Here is a 21,826-nt window from a genome sequence, read left to right on the forward strand (position 1 = left end):
CACCGCGGGCTGATGCGGTGCTGCGGGTCATCGTCGCCTTGGCCGACAAGACCGCCCGGAGCCTGCGTCCCTGCCGCTGAGATCGTCGAGACGATCCCCGGCGGCAAGCCGACCGCGGGGGGCTGGCTTCCCTTCTCGAACGCGGCCGTTCCATGCCGGAACCCGCGGCATGCGGGGACTGGACCTTGCGCAACAGCGCCCCGGGCACCCCGTCCAGTCCTCTCGCTCCTTTCCTTTCGCTTGCGCCGAAATCGGGTAAGGTTGCGGCAGGTGAACGACAGGCGGGCTGCATGGATCGGCGACGGTTTCTCAAAATGTCCTTTTTCCCGCTCTACCTGGGGCTTGCGCTGTTTGCCGCCTCGCTCACGCCGTCGCTGATCCCGCGCGGCTGGCTCGTCCAGGGGGTGCTGGGCGGGCTGGTGGCGGCGCTCGGCTACATGATCGGGCGGCTGCTGCAGACGCTGTGGCGGGCGGTCGAGCTGCCGGTCCTGCGCGGGCAGGCCGCCACGGTGGTGCATCTGCTGGCGGGCGTTCCGGTGGCTTTGTTCCTGATCTTCTGCCTCGCGCGGGCGCGGGACTGGCAGAACGGCATCCGCAGCCGGATGGGCATGGACCTGCTCGACAGCGTGGATGTGCCGAGCATGGCGGTCGTGGCGCTGCTGGTCTTCACGCTGCTGATGCTGGGGGGCGCCCTGATCCAATGGGCCTTCGACCGCCTGCGGGCGCGGCTTTACCGGCACATGCCGCGGCGCACGGCCAATGTCTCGGGCCTGCTGCTTCTGACGCTTGCGCTGGTGATCGTCACCCGCGACGGCGTTCTGGACCGGGTGATCCAGGGGATGGACCGCTCGTTCACCACCGCGCAGGAACTGTTCGACACCGCGCCCCCCTCGCCCGAGGACCCGCAGATGCCGGGCAGCGCGGCCTCGCTGATCGACTGGGGCGCGATGGGGCGGCCGGGGCGTGACTTCGTCACCGAGGGGCCGGACGCCCGCGCGATTGCCGGATTCTCCGGCAGGTCCGCGCTGGACCCGATCCGGGTCTATGTGGGCCTTGCCGAGGCCGACAGCCCGCAGGAGCGCGCCGACCGCGCGCTTGCCGAGCTGCAGCGGCTTGGCGCCTTCGAGCGCAAGGTGCTGATCGTCGCCCTGCCGACGGGGACCGGCTGGCTCGATCCGGGCAGCTTCGACGTGGTCGAGTACATGCACCAGGGCGACATCGCGACGGTGGCTGTCCAGTATTCCTATCTGCAATCGCCGATGGCGCTGCTGCTGGAAACGCGGGCGGGGCTGGATCAGGCGCGGACGCTGATCAGCACGATCCACGGTCATTGGCGGGATCTGCCGCGCGAGAGCCGCCCGAGGCTCTATATCCACGGGCTGAGCCTGGGGGCCTGGGCGTCGATGTATGGCACCGACCTTTTCGCGCTGCTCGACAATCCCATCAACGGGGCGTTCTGGGCGGGCCCGCCCTTTCCCTCGGCGCGCTGGAACGAAGCGACGGCCAAGCGCAAGCCCGGCAGCCCCCATGTCGCCCCGGAGGTGGGCGACGGCCGCCTGATCCGCTTTGCCAGCCATTTCCGCGACGCGGGCGGCCCCGGCGGCTGGGGCGACATGCGGCTGGTGTTCCTTCAGTATTCCAGCGATCCCATCGTCTTCTACGAGCCTGCCTCGCTCTGGCGGGCGCCGGCCTGGATGCGCGAGCCTCCTGCCCCGGACGTCTCGCCCGATCTCAGATTCACCCCCTTGGTGACGCAGTTTCAGCTGGTCGTGGACATGATCCTGGCCACCAATGCCCCCGCGGGCTATGGCCACAGCTATTACGCGCATGACTATATCGGCCCTTGGGTGGCCCTGACCGATCCCGAGGGCTGGACCCCCGCGGACAGCGCCCGCCTGGCCGCGCATTGCGACGGGGGGTTCCAGCAGGGATGCAGCAACGGCTGAAGCGCGCGGGAGTCGCCACGGCGGCCCTTCTGTTGCTGCTGCTGGTGATGACAGGGGCGAATACCTGGCGACAATGGGCGGGGCTGACCGTCGCGCCCGACACGCCCGCCGAACGCCGGGCGCAACTGGAGCCCTTCTGGCGCGTCAGGCCGCCGGCCCTGGGCGCCCCCGAGACCGGCGGCGCGGTGGTGCTGTCGGGCTGCGACGGGGTCCATGACAACATGGACTTCTGGGCCGGCCGGCTTGCAGGCCGCGGATACCGGACGCTGATCCTCGACAGTCACGGCCCCCGGGGTCTGGACCGGTTCGAGGCATGGCGGCTGGTCTGCGCGGGACAGGCCCTGCCCGGTGCAGAGCGTGCGGGCGATCTGGCCGTCGCACTGGCCGATCCGGCGCTGCCGCCGGGCGGCAGGGTCGTGCTGGGGGCCTCGCATGGCGGATGGGCGACGATGGAGTTCCTGCGCCTTGCCGTGACCGGAGAGGTTTCCCCCGCGCTTCGGGACTGGCCAGCCCCTCCGGCCCAGTTGCTGCGGGACCTGGAGGCGGTCATTCTGCTCTATCCCTACTGCGGGCTGCTGAACGGCGCCGATGCGGGTGACTGGACCGGCGCGCCTCCGATCCTGATGGTTCTGGCCGCCGAGGACCGGATCGTCAGCACCCCCGACTGCGAGAGCATGGCCGCCCGTCTGCGCGAACGGGGCGCGCGGGTCGCAGTCGAGGTCCTGCCGGACGCCGATCACGGCTTTGACCAGCAGGACCGCGCCACCTTCTCTGCACTGAGGTTCGACGCGGGTTTGCGTGATCGTGCCGCCGCGGCGATCGACGCCTTCCTGTCCGCTGCGAAGTGAGCGGAGACCCTGGACCATGGCTCGGTCAGGCCTGCTGCGGACGGCTTGGGTGTGGCGCGCTGGCGGCTGCACAAGCGGGCTGCGTCCTGGCAAGCGCAGATCTGCGCCGGGGCTTGCTGTTTGATCGGGTTCGACCTCCCGATGCTGGAGAGATGCACCGCCGGCTTGGGGCGAAAGGCCGGGCAGTGGGTCCATCGGCATCCCGAGGTTTCTGATGTCCTGTTATCCTCGTCGAATGTGCCGCGGGAGAGAGGCTCGACCTCGAACGCCGCTCTGCCGAAGCAGGAGGAATGCAGCGGCACGGTGCCGCGCAGAGGCGCTGCGGGATGCGCGCCATGAACGTCGGCACCATCGGAAGCGCATTGCTGCCGGCACGCTGGCAAGCACCAAGGTAGCGCCTCTTGGCTCAGCCGTTCTGACCTGCCAAGGGCCCTTCGTCCAGGCGCGACTTCGGAGAGCATGAGAGACTTTCCCGGCCACGGGCGCGGCCTGGGATGGTGCCCTGAACACCTTGGCCGGGCCCAGGGCGATGCAGGCCAGCACGTCGTGCCCGCTGGCGTCCCTGCGTTCCGCCAGTCGAAGGCCGCAGGCCTTGGGTGAGCGGACGAAGTCCATCCAGAGGGCTTCGGCCTCGAAGGGGCCCGCCCCGCCACCGCCCCGCCACCCGCCCCCACCGGCCCGGCCCCGCCCGCGACAGCCGGGCCTTTTTCGTTGCTGACGGCAAGCTGACGCAACCGTCCGGGCCGGTTCAGCCCCCCGTCAGCGACAGCGCACACAGTCGCCTCATCCGACAACCGCAACACGAGAGGAACCAGCGATGAAACGGATGCTTGCGACCCTCGCCCTTGTGGCCGCGCTGCCGGCCGGCATGGCCCTGGCCGACGACGACTGCCCGGTCTCGCCCGAACAGAGGCAGTCCTGGGAAGCCGTGGCGCAGCTGGCCAACGACTACGGCTGGACGATCTCGTCCATGGAGATGGACGACGGCTGCTACGAGCTCAACGTGACCGACACCGGCGGCAACACCATCGAGGCCAAGATCGACCCGGCCACGCTGGATGTCATCAAGGCCAAGCTCGAGGCCTTCGCCCGCGACGCGACCGCACCTGCACCCGCGACCGCAACCGCGACTGCCCCGGCGACCCCGGCCCCGGCCGCGCCCGCGGCCGCCCCGGCGAACTGAACCCCGCCACCGGCGGCCGCCGCTGCTCAGCGGCGCCGCCGGGACAGTGCAAAGCCCCCTGTAGGAACCCGACCATGAATCCTCTCGCCGCCGTCCTTGCCCTCTCCACCGCGCTGACGCTGCCTGCCGTTGCACTGGCGCGGCCCGTCACGCTGGCTGCCACGCTGAACAACTATGGCGGCGACGGCGCCTATCTGGCGCTTTACGTTACCGACCCGCAGGGGGCTTATGTCGGCAGCCTGTGGATGGCGGGCACCAAGTCGAAATACTACGAGCACCTGTCGGGCTGGTATCGCGCGACCGGCGGCGACACCCGGCAGGTCGATGGCATCACCGGCGCCAGTGTCGGCGCGGGGCGGACGCTGGAGATCACCCTGGATCTGGCCGACGCCCTGTTCGACGCGGGCTACACCCTGCATGTCGATGCCGCCGTCGAGGAGATGCGCGACAGCCCCAACGAGGTCGCCCTGCCGCTGAACTCGGCCGGGGCCAGTGCGTCCGGCACCCGCTACATCACCAGTGTCTCCTACAGGTAAGGGATCAGGATGATCCGCGCATTCCATCGCTGGCCGGGCCTTGTGGCCGCGCTGCTGCTGGTCGTGCTGGCGCTGTCGGGCGCGGCGCTGTCGCTTTATCCCGCAGTCGAGCGGCTGTCCGCGCCGCAGGCCGGGGCCGGGCTTTCCGTCGCCGATCTTGCCGGACGGATCGCCGCCAGCCATCCGGGGCTGGAACAGATCCGGCGCGCGCCCTCGGGGCTGGTCACCGCCTACTGGTTTGATGGCGGCACCCCGCAGGCCGCCGTCATCGACCCGGCAACCGGGCTTGATGCCGCCCCGGCCGATCCCGACCCGGTTCGGCGCTGGCTGACCAACCTGCACCGCTCGCTGTTTCTGGGTGACGCCGGGCGGATCGTGACCGCCGTGGGCGCCGGTGCGATGCTGGTGCTGGCGCTGTCGGGCGCGGTGCTGGTCGCGCGCCGCACGGGCGGCTGGCGGCGGTGGTTCGCCCCGCTGCGCGGGCCCGTGGCCGGGCGGCTGCACGTCGAGATCGCGCGGATCGCGGTCCTGGGCCTGGTGCTGTCCTCGGCCACCGCGCTGTGGATGACAGCCTCGACCTTCGATCTGCTGCCGGACGGGGCCAGCACGCCCCCGTTTCCTGCCGAGGTCAGCGGACGGACCGGCGCGGATCTGGCGGCGGCAGGCGCGTTGCAGATACCCGTCGCCACCTTCCGCAGCCTGTCGCTGGCCGATCCGGGCGATCCGGCCGATGCCCACACCCTGAAGACCGCCCAGGGCACCGGTTATCTGGACCAGGGCACCGGCGCGCTGCTGGCCTGGGCCGATCTTGCGGGCTGGAGCCGCGTGTCCGAGACGATCTTCATGCTGCACACGGGGCAGGGCGCCGCGGTGCTGGGGCTGGTGCTGGGGCTGATGGCGCTTGGCGTGCCGGTGATGGCGGGAACCGGCCTGGTCCTGTGGCTTGCGTCGCGCCGCGCGCGGCCCCGCATCCGCGGCAATGCCCCGCCCCGGAACGCCGGGACGGTCCTCCTTGTCGGCAGCGAGGGCGGCTCGACCTGGGGCTTTGCCTCGACGCTGCACGCGGCGCTGACCGATGCCGGCCAGAACGTCCACGTCGCCCCGATGTCCGGCTTTGACCCGGCGCGCTATCCTCGGGCCGCACGGTTCATCATCCTTGCCGCGACCTATGGCGAGGGCTGCGCCCCGGCCTCGGCCAGGGGGTTCCTCGACCGGCTGGCGCGGATGGACCGCGCACCCTGTGCCCCGCTTGCGGTGCTGGGCTTCGGGGACCGCAGCTTTCCGGCCTTCTGCGCCTATGCCGAGGCGGTTTCGACCGCCGCCGAGGCCAAGGGCTGGCCGCAGCTTCTTGCCACAGGCAGCATCGACCGCCAGTCGCCGCAGGACTTCGCCCGCTGGGGACGCACGCTTGGCGCGGCGCTGGGGATGGCGCTGGACCTGGTCCATCAGCCGGTGACGCCCGCAAGCGAGCCGCTGACGCTGGTGTCGCGCCGCGATTACGGCGCCGAGGTGCAGGCCCCGACCGCGATCCTGCGCTTTGCCCGGCCGCCTGTCACGCTGTGGCAGCGGCTGACCGGGCAGGGGTTCGCACGCTATCGCGCGGGTGATCTGCTGGGCATCCTGCCGGAAGGCTCGCCGGTGCCGCGGCTTTATTCGCTGGCGTCCGGCTCGTCCGACGGCTTCATCGAGATCGTGGTGCGCAAGCAGCCGGGCGGGCTGTGCTCGGGGCAGCTGGTCGAACTGCAGCGGGGCGGAACCGTGCAGGCCTTCCTGCGCCGCAATCCGGGGTTCCGCGCCGGCCGGGGCCGCACGCCGCTGATCCTGATCGGCGCGGGCACCGGGATCGGGCCGCTTGCAGGCTTCATCCGCGCCAATGCGCGCCGCCGCCCGGTGCATCTGTTCTTCGGGATGCGGCATCCGGACAGCGACTTTCTGTATCGCGAGGACCTGGCCGAGTGGCAGGCATCCCGGCGCCTGTCCCGCCTTGTCACCGCGCGTTCGCGCGGCGAGCGGCCGCATTACGTCCAGGACGCGCTGCGGCACGAGGCCGCCGAGGTCGCCCGCCTGATCGGCGAGGGCGCGCGGGTGATGGTCTGCGGCGGCCGCGGGATGGCGGCGGGCGTCAGCACCGCGCTGGCCGAGATCCTTGCGCCGGCCGGGCTGACGCCGGCACTGCTGAAAGCCGAGGGGCGCTATGTCGAAGACATCTACTGACCTGACCCGCCACGCGCTGAGCGGCCCCACCATGGGCGCCCGGTGGTCGGCCCTGTTCTTTGCGGAGGACCTTGATCCGACGCCGGTGCAGCAGGCCTTGCAGGCCGCCGCCGAGGAGGTGGACGCGCAGATGTCCATCTGGCGGCCCGACAGCGACCTGATGCGGCTGAACGCGGCGCCGGTCGGGGAATGGGTTTCCGTGCCCGCGCCTCTGATGACGGTGCTGCGGCTGGGGCTGGAGGTCGGCCGCGCCTCGGCCGGCGCCTTCGACATCGCCGTGGGCGACGCGGTGACGGCCTGGGGCTTCGGCCCGGCGGCGGCGGATGGGGATCGGATCAGGCAGGCGCTGGCGGCCCCGCGCCCGCCCGCGCACGAGGTGCTGGATCTCGCCGTCGCGGCCGGCCGGGCCCGCAGGACAGCGCCCGTCACGCTTGACCTGAACGGCATCGCCAAGGGCTATGGCGTGGACCGGCTGGCCGAGACGCTGAGGCGCTTCGGCATCGGTGCGGCACTGGTCGGCATCGACGGCGAGATGCGCGCCCTTGGCCTGCGCCCGGATGGCACGCCCTGGGCCGTGGCGGTCGAGGCGCCCGACCCCAGCCGCCGCGCGGCGCATTCGCTGCTGGCGCTGCACGATGCGGCGGTGGCGACTTCGGGCGATTACCGGCACCGCGTTCAGGCCGGGGGCCGGGCGCTGTCGCACACCATGGACCCGCGCCGCGGCGCGCCGCTGCTAGCGCCGCCGGCCTCGGTCACGGTGGTCGCGCAAACCTGCGCAGAGGCCGACGCCTGGGCCAGCGCGCTGATGGTGCAGGGCGCAGCCGCGGGCCCCGCGCTGGCCCGCCGCCGTGGCCTTGATGCGCTGTTTCTGCTGCGCGAGGGAACCGGCCTTCGGGCCGTGTCGGTGGGCCGTCTGTTCGGGGGTCTGGACAGATGACGCGCGTGCAGAGCAGGCGTCCTGGCGCTTTCTGCCGGTTCATCCCCGCAAGGCGGCCTTGCCGGTGCGCCCCTCCTTGGGCGCGGGCAGACAGGCTGTCGTCCCCATGCAACCCCCGGCAGCCGCCGGGCCACAGGACAACAAAGGGGGGCGATGCGAACCTGGTCTGCGTCAAGGTCGGGGCGCGCGCAGGGCAGAAAGGCCGATAGCCGCGTTTGCCGCCGCGGTTGTCGGATCGGTCCGGCAGACCTGCCGCATTCCGGGCCACCAGCGGGCAAGAGCGCAGCTGAGGAGATCTTGGGTCAACCGGAGGGCGATCCAGCCGCCGTGGACAGGATTGCCCTCGATGCCCTGCGCCCGCTGCTCCGGCGTGTGGGCGGCGAACGCCATCCGCCCCGCACGCCGTCCGGCCAGCGTGCCGTCCGGCCAGCGTGCCCTGCACCGGATTGCCACGCGCGCGGCCACGTCCGCCGAGTCAGGTCGACCACCAGACAGGGCCTAGCCGGCGGACGGCTGGACGGCCCCGCTGGTTCGTCACCCGCCGGCCATCCGCCAGGAAATGCTGACGGTCACGAACCTTCATCAACCCGGCATGGCCCTGGCCTGCGAGGCCCCGCCTCCAGATCCCGACGCCGCGCGTGCATCGGAATGTGAAGGCGCTGAGCCTTTTCCTTCACAAGCCTATCTACTACACGGACCCGGTTGTTCCCGTGGCTGAACTGAGAAAGGTCATCATGACCACGCCTGCATCGCACAAGCCTCTCGGACAGCCGGCGGTGGATCATATCCGGCGTGAAGTCTCTCAGGTCCTTGCGATCTACGATCTTCTCTATCCGACACAGACGCTGAACCTGTTCCTTTACGAAAGCAACGATCCCCTTTCAGGAAAGCCCTCGGTGATCGAGGGGCCTGTCACCTTGCAGGCCAGCCATCTCAGCCCCGAATTCCTGGGTCAGATGCGCAGGCCCGCCCCGCGGGAGGGGGCGCCTGTCGTCACCGTCATGGTCTCGATCCCGCGCGCGCCTCTGCCAAGCGAGAGGGCGCTGACCGATGCGCCCTGGGCGCCGGTGCGCGGGCTGAAGGCTGTTCATCGTCTCAGCCCGATGCTCTACGAGACGATCCGCTATCAGGCCGAGATGGCCCGCAAACGCCGCTCACGGCGTGTGCACAGCACGGTCTCGCTTGCGCGCAGCCAGGGTTCGCAGTTGTTTCCGCCCCCTGCGCCTGCCGACAGCGCCACCAGACCCGCGATCCTGATCGGCATGCACTGGCTGGAAGTCGGGGGAGCCGAAGCACTGGCCTTCGATACGGTGCAATGGGCGCTCGAGGCAGGGCTGCGCGTGTTCGTGGTCACCTCGGTGCCCTCGATCCAGCGCCTGAGAAGCAAGCTGCCCGATCATCCGGATGTCCGGTTCATCCCGCTGGACCGCTACCTGCCCCATCACCTGTGGCCCCGCTTCATCGAGCAGCTGGCCCTGACCGAGAACATCCGGCTGGTCCATATCCATCATTGCACGTTCCTGTACGAATCCCTGCCACAGTTGCGCACCATGATGCCCTGGGTCAGGGTCATCGACAGCACCCACATCGTCGAATATGCAGACGGCGGTTATCCCCGGATCTCGGGGGTATGGTCGAACTACATCGACATGCACCATGTCATCAGCCGCCAGCTCGTGCGCTATTACCGCGACGATTTCCACATCGTCGGCAAGGTCCGGCTGGGCCGCATGCTGACCCGGCCAGAGGGCGAGGCGAGCCCGCCGGACCTGCGCCTGCAGGCCGGACAGAAAACCCTGCACGTCACCTTCATCGGCCGGCTTTATTATCAAAAGCGCCCCGTCGTCGTCGTCGAGGCCATCCGCGCCCTTGCCGGCTGGGCGGACAGGAACCAGGTGGATCTGCGTGGCACCATCGTGGGCGAGGGGCCGTTCCGGGGGGCGGTCACGCGGCTGCTGCAACGGTACGGGCTGCAGGACAGGGTGGCGATCGAGCCTGCCTCGGCCGACGTGCCCGGCCTTCTCGGGCGGTCGGACATCCTGCTGCTTCCCTCCAACAACGAGGGGCTGGCGCTGGTCTGCTACGAGGCGCTGGCCCATGGCTGCATCCCGATCTCGACCGATGTCGGCGCCCAGGGCGAGATCATCCCGCCGGACCTGCTGGTGCCCGTGGAACCCCGCGCGGCCGTGCGCGGCATCGTCACCGCCGTGGACCGGCTGTGGCGGGACGGCGCGTTCCTTGCCGCGCAAAAGGCCGCGCTGCAGGCCGCATCGCGCGCGCTTGCCGCTGATCCGACCGCCCGAGAGGTGCTGATGCCGCTTTACCGGGATGCAGCGCAAGGCCACCAGACCGAGGAGACCGGTTCCCGATGAGCGCCCTGACCAGAACGGCCGCCGTCATCGTCACCTTCAACCGCTCTGCCAAGCTGATGAAGGTCCTGGATGCGCTGGACCGCCAGACCCTGAAGCCCGACCTGATCCTGGTCGTGGACAACGCCTCGACCGACAACACCGCGGAGCTGGTCGAGGCGCGCGCCACGCAGGACAGCGCGATCCGCTATATGCGCCTGCCCCGGAACGTGGGCGGGGCCGGGGGCTTTCACGAAGGGATGAAGGCCGCCTATGCCCAGGGGGCCAACTATTTCTGGGTGTCCGACGACGACGCCTATCCCGAGCCAGACGCCCTTGAAAGGCTGCTGGACGCCATCACCGCCTTTGAGGACGCGAACGTCTGGCGCCCCAGCTTTGCCTGCTCGCGGGTCGAATGGACCGACGGGACCCTGTGCGAGATGAACACGCCGCGCCCGGTCTGGGACTGGCCGCGCTTTCTGACCCCGGACCGGCCGTGGGCGCTGGTCGATTCCTGCTCGTTCGTGTCGGCGCTGATCCCGCGGTGGGCGGTGCGCGAACATGGGCTGCCGATCGCGGACTACTTCATCTGGTTCGACGACGCCGAATACACCCGCCGCATCGCGCGGTCGTACCCCGGCATCTACTGCCCCGAAAGCCGGGTGATCCACGACACGCCCGACAACAGGGGCGTCAACTTCGGGATGATCGACGACAAGAGCCTGTGGAAGTTCAAGTACGGCGCCCGCAATGAAACCTCATGGCGCCGCCGCGAGCAGGGTCTGGCGGGCGTGCTGGCCTATGCTTATGGTGTCCGACGGCAGATGCGGGAGGCAGGTGTCCCCCGGCGCCTGAAATGGTCCATCTATGGTGCGATTTTCAAGGGTTACGCCTTTCGGCCTGCAATCGAGCACGTGACGTGATCAGACCAGATTTCTCATTGCGAAAAATGGCCAAGCTGCTGGCGGGACCCAGATCCTTTCGATTGAACAGGACTACCCTGACCAGCCTGGCGGAGGAATTCGACGCGACGCCTGCCATCATGGCGAAATTCGTGCATCGTTTCTGTCCTGCTGCGGTCGAGGACAATCGATTCTGGGCAAAATCCGACACGATGCTGTTCGTCCATATCCCCAAGACCGCCGGCATGTCGGTGGGAAAGGCGATGCAGCAGGCTTTCGATCAGTTCCACGGAGTCGAATGGAACAACATAGGCCCCTCGTTCTATAAGGCGTCGCGACAGGCCGCCTATCTGCAATCCAGAGGCAATATCCGTCAGATTGTCATGGGCCATTATGGCTGGAGCGAGATGCAGCTCTGGCGCAATCAGGAACTGCCGATCAAGTCGGCGACCATCCTGCGCGACCCGGTCCAACGGATGATCTCGAACTTCAACTACAACAGCTCTGCCGCTCATCCGGCGCACCAAGACTTTGTGAAACGCTTCCCTCAAATCGAAAGCTATGTCGAAAGCACCAGCTTTGACGTGCAGTTGTCGCAGGCCATCGGTTTTGCCACGTCCTTCGACGACGTGCTGGCCAAGCTGACACGGTATTACAGCTTCATTGGCGTCACCGAACGCCTAAGCCAGTCTCTGGCCTTCCTGTCTCGGTCCCACGGCCTGCCGCCAATTACCGAATACCATACGAATGTCGGCTCCAAGCCTGCTGATAAGCTGCCTGATGCCGTCCGGGACCTGATCCTGGACCGCAATCATAACGACACCAAGATTCACGCGCTGATGCTGCGGCTCTACGCGATGTCCGAGGAGACCTGACATGAATCGACAGGCTGCGACGATCACAAGCGCCAAGCCCCTGCGTCTTTTCTTCCATGCTCCCGGTATCGCCGCGCATAGGCCGCGGTCGTCCCTTCCGATGATCACAGGTGCGCAGTCCACGACCACCGACAGCATCGCAGGGCTTTACCCCAATCACATGCTGACCGGCAATCGCGGCAACATCATTCATGCTGAGGCCCCTGCCAAGATCTTCGCCAAGTCGCCCAGCGGCTCGACCTATGGCAACTTGGCAGAGATCCTGAACGCGATCGGCGCCGGCTTCGCCACGCGCATGTCGCGATCATTTGACATGGTCATCATTTCGATGGCGAATTTCATTCGGCCCGACCATGACGGGGCGCGCCTGCTAAAAAGCCTCAGGGCGCTCAAGGGCCAGGTTCCGGTGGCGGTTCTGGGCTGCGGGCTGCAGGGCAATCACAAGCTGTCGGACATGATGCCGGGCAATGCCGCATTGATCGACTGGTTTAATCAGAATGCTGTCATCTTTGGCGTACGCGGCGCCCAGACGGCCAACTGGCTGCATGACAATGGCTTCAAGAACGCAGACGTGCTGGGTTGCCCCAGCCTTTATGCCTATCCCCACAGCATCATGGGCCTGGACGGTGCGGCCGCCCGCAGCAAGGGTGCGGCAGCTTCGGTGATGACCGCAGGCTATATCAAGATGGCCAATGGCACCCTTTCTCCGCGCGGGATCGAGCTGGCGCACGCCTTTCAGAAGGCCAGTGCCTCTTACGTGTTTCAGGATGAACCCTGGTCATTCGAGGGGTTGGCGCACATGCGCGGTCTTTACAACGAAGGCAATAACGAATTCCGTGCCGACCTTTTGAATGACTGGCTGGGTCAGCAGGCTGGGGGCAAGCTGAATTTCCTGCGTTATTACTATTTTAACGAGGCAGGAGCATGGCGTCAGGCTGCGTTGCGCCATGACGTTTATGTCGGAGACCGTTTCCACGGCGGAGTAGCCGCGCTGCAGGCCGGCGTTCCTGCGATCTTCCTATCGCACGACAACCGTGTTGTCGAACTGGCCGAACATTTCGGACTGCCCCACCTTTCGACCAAGGCGTTCGCCCGCAAGGGCCTGCCTGCCGTTTTGGAAGAATATCTGTCACCGCAAGCCCTGCAGGCAATGAAGACCCTCTATCAGCAACGCAGACGCGAATTCTTCGCCGTGGCCGCGCGTGCAGGTTTAACCCCTGCGATCGAAGACGTGCGGGTTCCTGATGCAGTCCCAGCCGCTCCACCAGTGCCGTTCAAGCAAAAGCTGCGCCGTTTGGCACACCGCCTGCGCTAAGCCAGACTAGAGCGGGTTTTGAACGAACGCGGGCACTGCCGTTCCGCCCTGCACGCCGTCCAGGAACGCTGCGGCCGTGTCCAGCGCCTCGCGCACGGTCACGTCCATGTCGAGGTAGCGATAGGTCCCCAGGCGGCCGACGAAGGTGACACGGGGCGTGGCCTCGGCCAGCGCCACATAGTCCGCCAGCAGCGCCTTTTCGTTCACCAGGCGGATCGGGTAATAGGGGATGTCCCCGGGCTCTGCCGCGCGGCTGTATTCGCGATAGCAGACGCTGCCCTCGTGGCGTTCCCAGGGCGAGAAGTGCTTGTGCTCGGTGATGCGCGTATAGGGCACGTCGCTGTCGCCATAGTTCATCACCGCGCAGCCCTGATAGTCGCCGGCGACGGTGAAACGCTCGAAATCCAGCGTCCGATACCCCAGCCGGCCCAGGCGATAGTCGAAGAAGCCGTCCAGCGGGCCCGACCAGAAGACGTGATCGACCGTCTCGGCCATCGCCGGCGCATAGGGGGTGGACAGATCGACCGTGATCCGCGGATGGTCGAGGATGGCCCCGATCATCGCGGTATAGCCCTCGGCCGGCATGCCCTGGAACCGATGGGCAAAGTAGTTGTCGTCATAGTTGAAGCGCACGGGCAGGCGCTTGAGGATGCTTGCGGGCAGTTCGGACGGCGAGCAGCCCCACTGTTTTTCCGTGTAGCCCTTGAAGAACGCCTCGTAGAGTTCCGGCCCCACGAAGCGCAGCGCCTGCTCCTCGAAGGTCTGCGGGTCGGCGATGCTGGTGTCGGCCTTGGACTCGATGAACGCGCGGGCCTCGTCGGGGCGCAGCGTGGTGCCGAAGAACTGGTTGATGGTCAGCAGGTTGATGGGCAGGGAATACACCCGGCCCTGCGCCGTCGTCTTGACGCGGTTCTGGAAGGGCCTGAACGCCGCAAAGCGGTTGACGTAGTCCCAGACCTCGGCATCGTCGGTGTGGAAGATGTGGGGGCCATAGCAGTGCAGCAGGACCCCGGTGTCCGGGTCCCGCTCGGTATGGCAGTTGCCCCCGATATGGGGACGCCCGTCGATGATGCGGCAATCGTGCCCTGCCTGTGCCAACTGGCGCCCGATCACCGCGCCCGAGAGCCCCGCCCCCACCAAGAGTATCTTCATCGAGTTCCGTCCCTCTGGAATGCTGTCCGGCCCTGGGCCGCGCAGGCGTCGGCCATCGTCATGACATCCTGATGCGATCTGTCCAGCCGCTTGTGCAGCCCGTCCGACAGCGCCTTGGCCAGAAGCTTGCGATAGGCCCCGCGGTCAGGGCCGTAATGGCGTGCCTGACGCCGCCACTTGGCCAGCAGGATGGGCAAGAGCGGCCAGAACCATGGCCCCGCCGCCACGCGATAGGCGATCAGGGCATTGCGATACATGTAATAGACCTTCCACAGGGGCCGCAGCACCAGGGTTCCGTCCGTCTGGATGGATCGGGTGTCGTGTTCGAAACGGAGGCCGGGGCAGAAACCGATCCGCAGCCCGAGGCGACGCATCTGCAACGTGTAAAGCTGGTCGTCGCCATAGATGAACAGCCTTCCGTCGGGAAATCCGGCACGCGCAAGGCTGTCGCGCGACAGAAACAGCCCGACGAACGACGCCATGTCGATGTCCGTCGGGTCTGCACCGGGCTGATAGGCCGTGTCGCCCAGATAAAACCCCCTCCGACCCTGCCCGCCCAGGACCCGCAGGAACTCTGGCAGGTGCCAGAAGGGATTGCGGTAGGGGCGGTTCATCTCGCATATCTGGCCCGAGGGTGTCCACACAGCCGCGCTGATCGCGTCCAGGCCCCGTGTGTCCAGGCGGCGAAACCTCTCGATGGCACCGCGAAAAGGACGGCCGTCATCGTCCATGACGACGATCCAGTCCGGGTCCAGGACGGCGACAGCATGCCGCAGGCCCTGCTCGAACCCGCCCGCGCCGCCAAGATTGCGGTCCTGGTGCAGAACGGTCAGCCGCGGGTCGTCGATGCCGTTCAGGAACTCGGCCGTCCCGTCATCGGAGTTGTTGTCCAGAACCAGCAGGTGATCCAGGTCCTCGCCCAGCAGACGGTCCACGGTGACACGCAACTGGCCGATCCGGTTGTGAGTGACGACCACGGCGGCAAGGCTCTGCCGGGGTTCGGTCCGAGCCGCGATGCTCGAGTGCTGGATCGGCTGGCCGCTTTGAAGCACTTCAGTCCCCTGACCTGAGCAGTTCGTTTCTTGGGTGAGTGCAGGCCCCACGCGGCCCCGGTTAGCGTCAAGCGGCACAAGGGGCAATCAGGGAGAACAGACCTGGCATGGAAGGCCGCGGGACAGCCCTGTCCAGGGCAGTGATGCGTTGACGCCGTGAGTCAACGCCCGGCGCTCCCGGTTGCCGATGGGCAGGCTGACGAAGGCGGCCATCCGGTGCCGCGGATACTCAAGCGCGTGCGCGAAGGCGGCGCGACGCCGGAACACGGTGCCCTCTGCCCGGTCCATGATGCCCCAGTGCGCCGTCATGGGGTGGCCCGGCCACAGGGGCAGACCTCTCCCGCCGAATCGCGCCGGATCGGGATCGGGTCCGCCCCCGATCCCGATCCGGCGATCTCGACGACCGGCTGGGGCGGCCAGGGACGCCCCCATCCTGCGCTGCAGGTTCAGCGGGGTGCACCCATCGCCCGTGGCGCTCGTCGGCAACGTGGCAGCGCGACGCCGCGGTTCAGCGCCGGGGCGGCTTGCCGGGCCTGACCGGCTTGCCGGCGCCCCCGGCGGGGCGGGGCTTGAAGGGGGCCTTAGCCGGCTTGCCCCCGGGCTTGCCGGCGGCTTTCCCTGCCTTTCTGACGGGCCGTTCCCCGGTGGGGGCGGGCTGCGCCTTGGCGGCGGGGTCGGCCCACGCGCGGCGGGGCAGGGCAGCATCGCGCGTGGGGGCAGGGGCGGTTTCGCGCGCGGACGCAGGGGCATCGTCGCGGGGCGCGGGTTTTGGCTTTCGCGGCCCGGCAAGCGGGCGGCGAACTTGGGCTCCCTCGGGGCAGTCCAGCATCGGCTCGCCCGGCAGGCGGCGCATGGACAGGCCCGGCTCCAGCTCGACCCCGTCGCCAAAGCGGGGGGCGTCGGCGGCCGAGATCTGCACGAAGGTTTCCGTCTGGCGAACGCGGATCGCGCCGATGGCGTCGCGGGTGATGCCGCCTGCCTCGCAGATCTTGGGCAAAAGCCAGCGCGCCTCGGCCCGGCCCTCGTGGCCGACCGACAGCGCGAACCAGGCGGCGTCACCGAAATCGCCGCGCGGGGCGCGCGCGCCGGCGCCCGGCGCGTCGGGACGGGTGGTTTCCATCAGCTCCTCGGGCGCGGGGCGGCCCTCGCGCCACAGCCGCACAAAGGCGGCGGCGACCTGCGCGGGGCCAAAGCGGTCCAGCAGGCGCGCGCCGGCCTCGGCCTCGTCGCCCGGATCGGCCGCCAGCGCCGGATGGTCCAGCATGCGCGCATCGTCCCGCGCGCGCACCTCGTCGGCTGACGGGGCGCCGCCCCACTCGGCCTCGACCCGCGCGCCCTGCAACAGGCGCTGCGCCTTCTTGATCTCGGCGGGCGTCACGATCAGCGCCGACACTCCCTTGGCCCCGGCCCGGCCCGTTCGGCCCGACCGGTGCAGCAGCGTGTCGGAATTGGTGGGCAGGTCGGCGTGGATCACCAGCTCCAGCCCCGGCAGGTCGATGCCGCGCGCCGCCACGTCGGTGGCGATGCAGACCTGCGCCCGCCCGTCGCGCAGCGCCTGCAGGGCGTGGGTGCGCTCCTGCTGGCTGAGCTCGCCCGACAGCGCCACGACCCGAAAGCCGCGGTTGCCCATGCGGGCAAGCAGGTGGTTCACGTTGGCGCGGGTCTTGCAAAAGACGATGGCCGTCCGCGCCTCGTAAAAGCGCAGGATGTTGAAGATCGCGTTTTCCCGGTCGCGCGTGGTCACGTTGAGCGCGCGATAGGCGATGTCGCCGTGCTGGCGCGCCTCGCCGCCGGCGACGACCCGCAGCGCGTCGCGCTGGAACTCGGCCGCAAGCCGGGCAATCGCAGGCGGGACGGTGGCCGAGAACATCAGCGTGCGCCGGTCCGCGGGGGCGGCCGTCAGGATGAACTCCAGATCCTCGCGGAACCCGAGGTCCAGCATCTCGTCGGCCTCGTCCAGCACGCAGGCGCGCAGGCACGACAGGTCAAGGCTGCCGCGTTCCAGATGGTCGCGCAGTCGGCCCGGCGTGCCCACGACGATCTGCGCCCCCCGGTCCAGCGCCCGGCGTTCCGTGCGGAAATCCATGCCGCCGACGCAGGTGGCCACCTGGAACCCGGCCTTTTCGTAAAGCCAGCCCAGTTCGCGCGCGACCTGCAACGCCAACTCGCGCGTGGGCGCGATCGCCAGCGCCAGGGGCGCGGCCAGCATCCCCGACGTGTCGCCGTTCAGGATGCCCTCGGCCATCGCCAGCCCGAAGGCCACGGTCTTGCCCGAGCCGGTCTGCGCCGACACAAGCAGGTCGCGCCCCTGCGCGTCGGGCGCCAGCACGGCCTGCTGGACAGAGGTAAGGCTGGCATAACCCTTGCCGGCCAGGGCTGCACCCAAGGGTGCCGCAATGTCGAAATCGGTCATTGATCGTCGCCAGAAGGGGATGCCGCGCACCCGTTGGGCGGCCCCGTCGCGCCCCTGGCGGTCGGACGCCCGCGCCCGCCACCGCCGCGTCGCGGGCCGAAAGGACGTTCCTTAGACGCAAACCGGGCCGAAGTCAAAGAGTTCCTGAGCCATGGCGCACAGGCCCGGGGCGTCGCACGGCCCTCGGCGGTCGATGATGGTCCCCGGGTCGTCCCCGGGGCGTCCCCGTCGGGCCGATGACCCCGCGCAGGCGGCAGGCCCCCGGCATCGGCTGCCCCGGGGCCGGGGCGCTTTCACCAAGTCGCGGCCGTGCCGCGGGTGGCCGGTGCAACCCGCCCGGCCTGCGCCTTCATTCACCCACGCCTGACGCGCCTCGCTGCCTGAACGCTTGCTGCAGACGTCTCCGCGGCGTTCGCGGCCCCGCGTGTGTCGTGTGCAGGACGCAAAGGCCCGGTGCCCTGAGACGCCAGGCGGCTGGCCTCGATCAGATGGGCCGCGCGGCGGTCCATCGTCGGCTCGAACATGTGCGACCTGCCAAAGTGCCGCGCGGCCTTTGCCGCCAGCACGAGGTCCGAGCGATCCTTGTCCAGGATCGCGATCCTGTCCGCCAGTGCGCCGGGATCCTGCAGGGGGGTGGCCCAGCCGCCGCCGGACTGCGCGATCGCGCCAAGAAGCGCCTCGTTGTCATAGCCGATGATCGGCACGCCGCAGGACATCACCTCCGAATAGGTGCTGGACGGATCGCCCTGCACATGGCAGCAGACGAACAGATCCGACGCCTCCCTCAGCGTCGGGAGCCATCCACTTTCGAAATCCAGCGGTCCGTGCAGGGTGACAGGCCCGGCCAGGCCCCTCGCCGCGATCCCGGTGGCCAGCTTCTTTTCCAGATCGCCGCTGCCATAGATATCCATCGTGAAGGGCACGTTGCGCCGGCGCAGCTCTGCGGCGACCTTGGGCAGTTGAAGCACCCCCTTCATCGCAATGAGGCGCCCGCCGAACACGAGGCGCAAGGGCTTTCCGGCACGCAGCCTGTCCAGCTTGGCACCGAACACCGCATCCGACACCAACCCGGCCTGGGGCACGCGGTTGTCGAAGAACAACAGGCTGCGCGGGCTGAGATCCTTGTAGATGTCGTAGGTCGGCGTGCCGTTGCACTGCAGACCCGCGCAGTCCCGCAGCATCCGGCGACGGATGCGCTCGGCCTGTTCGATCCAGAGCTTTCGACGCAGGCGAAGAACCGGGTTCCTGGTGTCCGCATCCACGATCTGGCGTTCGGTCCGGGGGGTATATTCACTGGTAAAGACGATCGGCACGCCCAGCCGCTTGCACAAGGCGGCCGTCGGCGCCTCGAAGGGCGACAGGAACGCCAGCACGACAGCCGCATTCGCGATGCGCGCGGCCAGGGCGTCCAGCCCCACCGGGCGCACCTCCAGTTCGGTTTCGAACGCGCCCGGAGTCACCTCGACGTGGTCCATGTCCGACGACGGCGTGCTGCTCAGCGTGACCAGGCTGGTCACCGGGCCGGGCCAGCGCCGGGCAAAGGCGGCTGCCCCGTTCATGTATTTCTGTGTCATCACCAGCCCGCCGTGTGGCCCGCGGTGCGCAGCAAGGGAAGGCAGCAGGATCAGTTCCGCGGAATTCATGGCCGTTTTCATGTTGGCTGCTCCACTGTGGGCGAAACCCGTTGGGGGGTGCTCAATTCATCAACCCCTGCCCGAATGCCGAGGGGTCGTTTTGGGAAACAAGGCGCGGCACAGGCCGCAACGGGATCGTGGAAGGGTTGAAAAATGACGTGGGTGGATTGATCCCTCAGGAGGCGATTCTTGCGAGGTATTCGACGTCGAAGCGGGAATTCTGCCGGTCCGGGCCGATGTCGGCCTGTCCCTGGATGACCAGGTCGATGATCGTCTGTTGGCGCGCCGGGTCCAGATCGGGATAGAGCGGAAGGCACAGGATCTGCGACGTGATCTGCCGGGCCACGGGCAGAAACCCCGCATGGGCGGACGGCAGGTCTCGATACATCGGCATGTCCGAGATCAGCGGATAGAAATACCGGCGCGCGTGGATGTCATGGGCTTTGAGCCGTTCCAGCAGGGCGTCCCGGTTCATGCCGTAATCCCGGCCCACAAGGATCGGAAAAGCGTAGTGGTTCTGTCCTGATCCGCATGGCGGACATACGCACCGCACGCCGTTCACGTTCCGCAGGCCGTCCATGTACCGCTGGGCCACGATCCCGCGGGCCCGGATCATGTCGTCGATGTGGTTGAGCTGCGTCAGGCCGATGGCCGCGTTGATCTCGCTCATCTTGGCATTCAGCCCGATCGTATCGACATGCGCCTCGTCCGTGATCCCGAAGTTGCTCAGCCGATCCACCGCACGCTTGGTGTCCCGATCGCGCGAGATGATGGCGCCGCCTTCAAAGGTGTTGAACACCTTGGTGGCGTGCAGGCTCAGCACCGACATGTCGCCCCATTGCAGGACAGAGCCGCCTGCATCGCTGACCGCAAAGGCATGGGCCGCGTCATAGATCACGGGAATCCCGTAGCGCCGCGAGAGGTCCTGGAATGCCGCCACGTCGCAGGGAATGCCAAAGGTGTGCACCGGCATGATGGCCCTGGTGCGCGGCGTGATTGCACGCTCGACCCGTTCCGGATCGAGGTTCAGCGTCCCCGGGTCAATGTCGCCGAAGACCGGCGTTGCACCCGCCCAGGTGATCGCATGAGCCGTGGCGACGAATGAAAACGGCGTGGTGATGACCTCGCCGCCCGCTACCGCCGCGTGACGCAAGGCCACCATGAGGCCCACCGTCGCATTGGCCACCAGCGAAAGGTGCTCGACCCCGAGATAGCGGGCAAGCGCCGCCTCGAAACGCTGCACCAGCGGGCCGTTGTTGGACAGCATCCGGCTGTTCCAGATTTCCTCCAGCAAGGGGATGATCTCGGCCAGGGGAGGAAGACTGGGCTTCGTGATAAAGACCGGGCCGCCGCTTGTCATGAATGCCTCCAAGTCAGAAATAGCGAATGAAACCGTCTCGACTTGCCGCGCGGCGCTCAGTTTGCCTTTGCTTCGCAGCGATCTGTCGTTTCGTTCTTGTGAATGCCTTTCGCCGGCCCGTGATCTTCAGTGTCGGGGCGGCTGGAGAGGGGAAAGGGAAATCGGTGGTCTGCCGGTTCAGGGCGCTCTGCGATCACGCGGGCTGGCACGCCGCCGGCAACCACCCGCGGCGCAAGGTCGCACGTCACCACTGCATTGGCGCCGATGATCGCGTCCTCTCCGATCCGGACGGCGCCCATGATGACCACGCCTGCCCCGATCTCGACGCGGTCGCCGATGACGGGCCGGTCCTGCGGTTCGGTCAGGCGCGCAATGCCAAAGGTCGTGTTCTGCCGGATGGTGACATCGTTCCCGATCCACTGCGCCACCAGGATCATTCCTCCGAAATGATCCAGCCGGACGCGGCGCCCGACCCGGACCGTATAGGGAAGCAGGATTCCGGTTGCGCGCGCGGTCAGCCAGAACATGACGCGATAGATCAGCGTCATGGGGGCCCGCAGAGGCTTGGGAAACGCCATGCGCCAATTGCCGAACCGGTGCCAGAACAGCACCCAGAACCCGTCGGAGAAAAAATTCCCCCCGTGGGTGCGGAAATCCTCCGCGATCAGGGCCACAAGGGCAATATCGGGCGGATTCCCGTTGCAGTCACCCTTGAAGGGGACAAAACGAGGATCAGCGGCGGCGCGCTGTTGCCATTTGGTCATGGCAGGGCCGAAATTGTCATCATGCCGATAAGCCTTGATGGCTGGAAAGAGCCTCTGCAGTCGCAAGAGCCGTTGGGCCACATGGTGAAACTCAGTTGGTGTTCAAAGGAATGCCTCAACAAGCGCCGTGCAGTGAAAAACGTGCCGGCACCTGCAGACTATGCACCCCTACGGGGAAAGGAAGCTGGCTATAAGGACAGGTTTCTCGCTTGACCCCGTGCGGCGTCAGCGGCTGTCCGGCCTTTGCACGGGGTAACGCCGAACCGCCTGCAATGCCGACGAGCAAACGATTGCAGGTCTGGCGGCAGCGGGAATCATCCGGTCACGACAGAAGGGGGCGGGCGTCC

At 68.0% G+C, this 21,826-nt stretch carries 17 protein-coding genes; 10 read left to right on the plus strand and 7 right to left on the minus strand.

Going from position 1 to position 21,826, the window contains the following annotated elements:
- The first annotated feature begins 314 nt into the window (after positions 1-314).
- From DPQ23_RS10465 to DPQ23_RS10510, 10 genes are all read left to right on the plus strand, one after another.
- Positions 315-1,946: an alpha/beta hydrolase gene (locus tag DPQ23_RS10465; RefSeq protein WP_240602630.1), complete on the plus strand. Its 1,632-nt coding sequence runs from the start codon at positions 315-317 to the stop codon at positions 1,944-1,946.
- A complete protein-coding gene (locus DPQ23_RS10470) occupies positions 1,931-2,794 on the plus strand; it encodes a dienelactone hydrolase family protein (protein ID WP_112874647.1) in 864 nt (287 codons plus the stop codon). Before DPQ23_RS10465 ends, DPQ23_RS10470 begins: the two co-directional genes overlap by 16 nt.
- An 817-nt stretch (positions 2,795-3,611) precedes the next feature.
- Positions 3,612-3,977, plus strand: a complete 366-nt coding sequence (locus tag DPQ23_RS10475; RefSeq protein ID WP_112874648.1) for a PepSY domain-containing protein — start codon at positions 3,612-3,614, stop codon at positions 3,975-3,977.
- A 74-nt stretch (positions 3,978-4,051) separates the two neighbouring features.
- Positions 4,052-4,513, plus strand: coding sequence for a DUF2271 domain-containing protein (locus tag DPQ23_RS10480; RefSeq protein ID WP_112874649.1), 462 nt, complete (start codon positions 4,052-4,054; stop codon positions 4,511-4,513).
- 9 nt (positions 4,514-4,522) lie between these two features.
- Positions 4,523-6,727 carry a PepSY domain-containing protein gene (locus tag DPQ23_RS10485; protein ID WP_112874650.1) on the plus strand — a complete coding sequence of 735 codons (2,205 nt, stop codon included), beginning with the start codon at positions 4,523-4,525 and terminating at the stop codon, positions 6,725-6,727.
- A complete protein-coding gene (locus tag DPQ23_RS10490) occupies positions 6,708-7,664 on the plus strand; it encodes an FAD:protein FMN transferase (protein ID WP_112874651.1) in 957 nt (318 codons plus the stop codon). The genes DPQ23_RS10485 and DPQ23_RS10490 overlap by 20 nt, the downstream gene beginning before the upstream one ends.
- Before the next feature lie 734 nt (positions 7,665-8,398).
- Positions 8,399-10,036, plus strand: coding sequence for a glycosyltransferase (locus DPQ23_RS10495; protein WP_112874652.1), 1,638 nt, complete (start codon positions 8,399-8,401; stop codon positions 10,034-10,036).
- Positions 10,033-10,935 (plus strand): glycosyltransferase family 2 protein, encoded by a 903-nt coding sequence (locus DPQ23_RS10500; RefSeq protein ID WP_112874653.1) that lies wholly within the window; start codon positions 10,033-10,035, stop codon positions 10,933-10,935. Before DPQ23_RS10495 ends, DPQ23_RS10500 begins: the two co-directional genes overlap by 4 nt.
- A 26-nt stretch (positions 10,936-10,961) precedes the next feature.
- Positions 10,962-11,789 (plus strand): sulfotransferase family 2 domain-containing protein, encoded by an 828-nt coding sequence (locus DPQ23_RS10505; RefSeq protein ID WP_162630716.1) that lies wholly within the window; start codon positions 10,962-10,964, stop codon positions 11,787-11,789.
- Position 11,790: 1 nt separating this feature from the next.
- Positions 11,791-13,104 carry a polysaccharide pyruvyl transferase family protein gene (locus tag DPQ23_RS10510; RefSeq protein ID WP_112874655.1) on the plus strand — a complete coding sequence of 438 codons (1,314 nt, stop codon included), beginning with the start codon at positions 11,791-11,793 and terminating at the stop codon, positions 13,102-13,104.
- 6 nt (positions 13,105-13,110) lie between these two features.
- On the opposite strand, the gene glf is transcribed toward DPQ23_RS10510, so the two are convergent.
- From glf to DPQ23_RS10545, 7 genes are all read right to left on the minus strand, one after another.
- Positions 13,111-14,256: a UDP-galactopyranose mutase gene (gene glf, locus DPQ23_RS10515; protein WP_112874656.1), complete on the minus strand. Its 1,146-nt coding sequence runs from the start codon at positions 14,254-14,256 to the stop codon at positions 13,111-13,113.
- Positions 14,253-15,308: a glycosyltransferase gene (locus DPQ23_RS10520; RefSeq protein WP_240602632.1), complete on the minus strand. Its 1,056-nt coding sequence runs from the start codon at positions 15,306-15,308 to the stop codon at positions 14,253-14,255. Before DPQ23_RS10520 ends, glf begins: the two co-directional genes overlap by 4 nt.
- An 87-nt stretch (positions 15,309-15,395) precedes the next feature.
- Positions 15,396-15,617, minus strand: a complete 222-nt coding sequence (locus DPQ23_RS10525; RefSeq protein ID WP_112874657.1) for a hypothetical protein — start codon at positions 15,615-15,617, stop codon at positions 15,396-15,398.
- A 199-nt stretch (positions 15,618-15,816) separates the two neighbouring features.
- Complete coding sequence (locus DPQ23_RS10530) at positions 15,817-17,721, minus strand: DEAD/DEAH box helicase (RefSeq protein WP_112874658.1); 1,905 nt, start codon at positions 17,719-17,721, stop codon at positions 15,817-15,819.
- 353 nt (positions 17,722-18,074) lie between these two features.
- Positions 18,075-19,238, minus strand: a complete 1,164-nt coding sequence (locus DPQ23_RS10535) for a glycosyltransferase (RefSeq protein WP_162630717.1) — start codon at positions 19,236-19,238, stop codon at positions 18,075-18,077.
- Between the two features lie 292 nt (positions 19,239-19,530).
- The gene (locus DPQ23_RS10540; RefSeq protein WP_112874660.1) at positions 19,531-20,715 is read right to left on the minus strand and encodes a DegT/DnrJ/EryC1/StrS family aminotransferase; all 1,185 of its coding nucleotides are present in this window, start codon (positions 20,713-20,715) and stop codon (positions 19,531-19,533) included.
- 56 nt (positions 20,716-20,771) lie between these two features.
- The gene (locus DPQ23_RS10545; RefSeq protein WP_112874661.1) at positions 20,772-21,479 is read right to left on the minus strand and encodes a serine O-acetyltransferase; all 708 of its coding nucleotides are present in this window, start codon (positions 21,477-21,479) and stop codon (positions 20,772-20,774) included.
- Between the last annotated feature and the right edge of the window lie 347 nt (positions 21,480-21,826).

Origin of the sequence: Paracoccus endophyticus (assembly GCF_003286075.1) — a bacterium.
GTDB classification, from domain to species: Bacteria; Pseudomonadota; Alphaproteobacteria; order Rhodobacterales; family Rhodobacteraceae; genus Paracoccus; species Paracoccus endophyticus.

Excerpts from the sequence above, each read along its gene's own strand:
- DPQ23_RS10465 (WP_240602630.1), top strand. The coding sequence starts at position 315 with ATGTCCTTTTTCCCGCTCTACCTGGGGCTTGCGCTGTTTGCCGCCTCG.
- DPQ23_RS10470 (WP_112874647.1), top strand. The coding sequence starts at position 1,931 with ATGCAGCAACGGCTGAAGCGCGCGGGAGTCGCCACGGCGGCCCTTCTG.
- DPQ23_RS10475 (WP_112874648.1), top strand. The coding sequence starts at position 3,612 with ATGAAACGGATGCTTGCGACCCTCGCCCTTGTGGCCGCGCTGCCGGCC.
- DPQ23_RS10480 (WP_112874649.1), top strand. The coding sequence starts at position 4,052 with ATGAATCCTCTCGCCGCCGTCCTTGCCCTCTCCACCGCGCTGACGCTG.
- DPQ23_RS10485 (WP_112874650.1), top strand. The coding sequence starts at position 4,523 with ATGATCCGCGCATTCCATCGCTGGCCGGGCCTTGTGGCCGCGCTGCTG.
- DPQ23_RS10490 (WP_112874651.1), top strand. The coding sequence starts at position 6,708 with ATGTCGAAGACATCTACTGACCTGACCCGCCACGCGCTGAGCGGCCCC.
- DPQ23_RS10495 (WP_112874652.1), top strand. The coding sequence starts at position 8,399 with ATGACCACGCCTGCATCGCACAAGCCTCTCGGACAGCCGGCGGTGGAT.
- DPQ23_RS10500 (WP_112874653.1), top strand. The coding sequence starts at position 10,033 with ATGAGCGCCCTGACCAGAACGGCCGCCGTCATCGTCACCTTCAACCGC.
- DPQ23_RS10505 (WP_162630716.1), top strand. The coding sequence starts at position 10,962 with ATGGCCAAGCTGCTGGCGGGACCCAGATCCTTTCGATTGAACAGGACT.
- DPQ23_RS10510 (WP_112874655.1), top strand. The coding sequence starts at position 11,791 with ATGAATCGACAGGCTGCGACGATCACAAGCGCCAAGCCCCTGCGTCTT.
- glf (WP_112874656.1), bottom strand. The coding sequence starts at position 14,256 with ATGAAGATACTCTTGGTGGGGGCGGGGCTCTCGGGCGCGGTGATCGGG.
- DPQ23_RS10525 (WP_112874657.1), bottom strand. The coding sequence starts at position 15,617 with ATGACGGCGCACTGGGGCATCATGGACCGGGCAGAGGGCACCGTGTTC.
- DPQ23_RS10530 (WP_112874658.1), bottom strand. The coding sequence starts at position 17,721 with ATGACCGATTTCGACATTGCGGCACCCTTGGGTGCAGCCCTGGCCGGC.
- DPQ23_RS10540 (WP_112874660.1), bottom strand. The coding sequence starts at position 20,715 with ATGACAAGCGGCGGCCCGGTCTTTATCACGAAGCCCAGTCTTCCTCCC.
- DPQ23_RS10545 (WP_112874661.1), bottom strand. The coding sequence starts at position 21,479 with ATGACCAAATGGCAACAGCGCGCCGCCGCTGATCCTCGTTTTGTCCCC.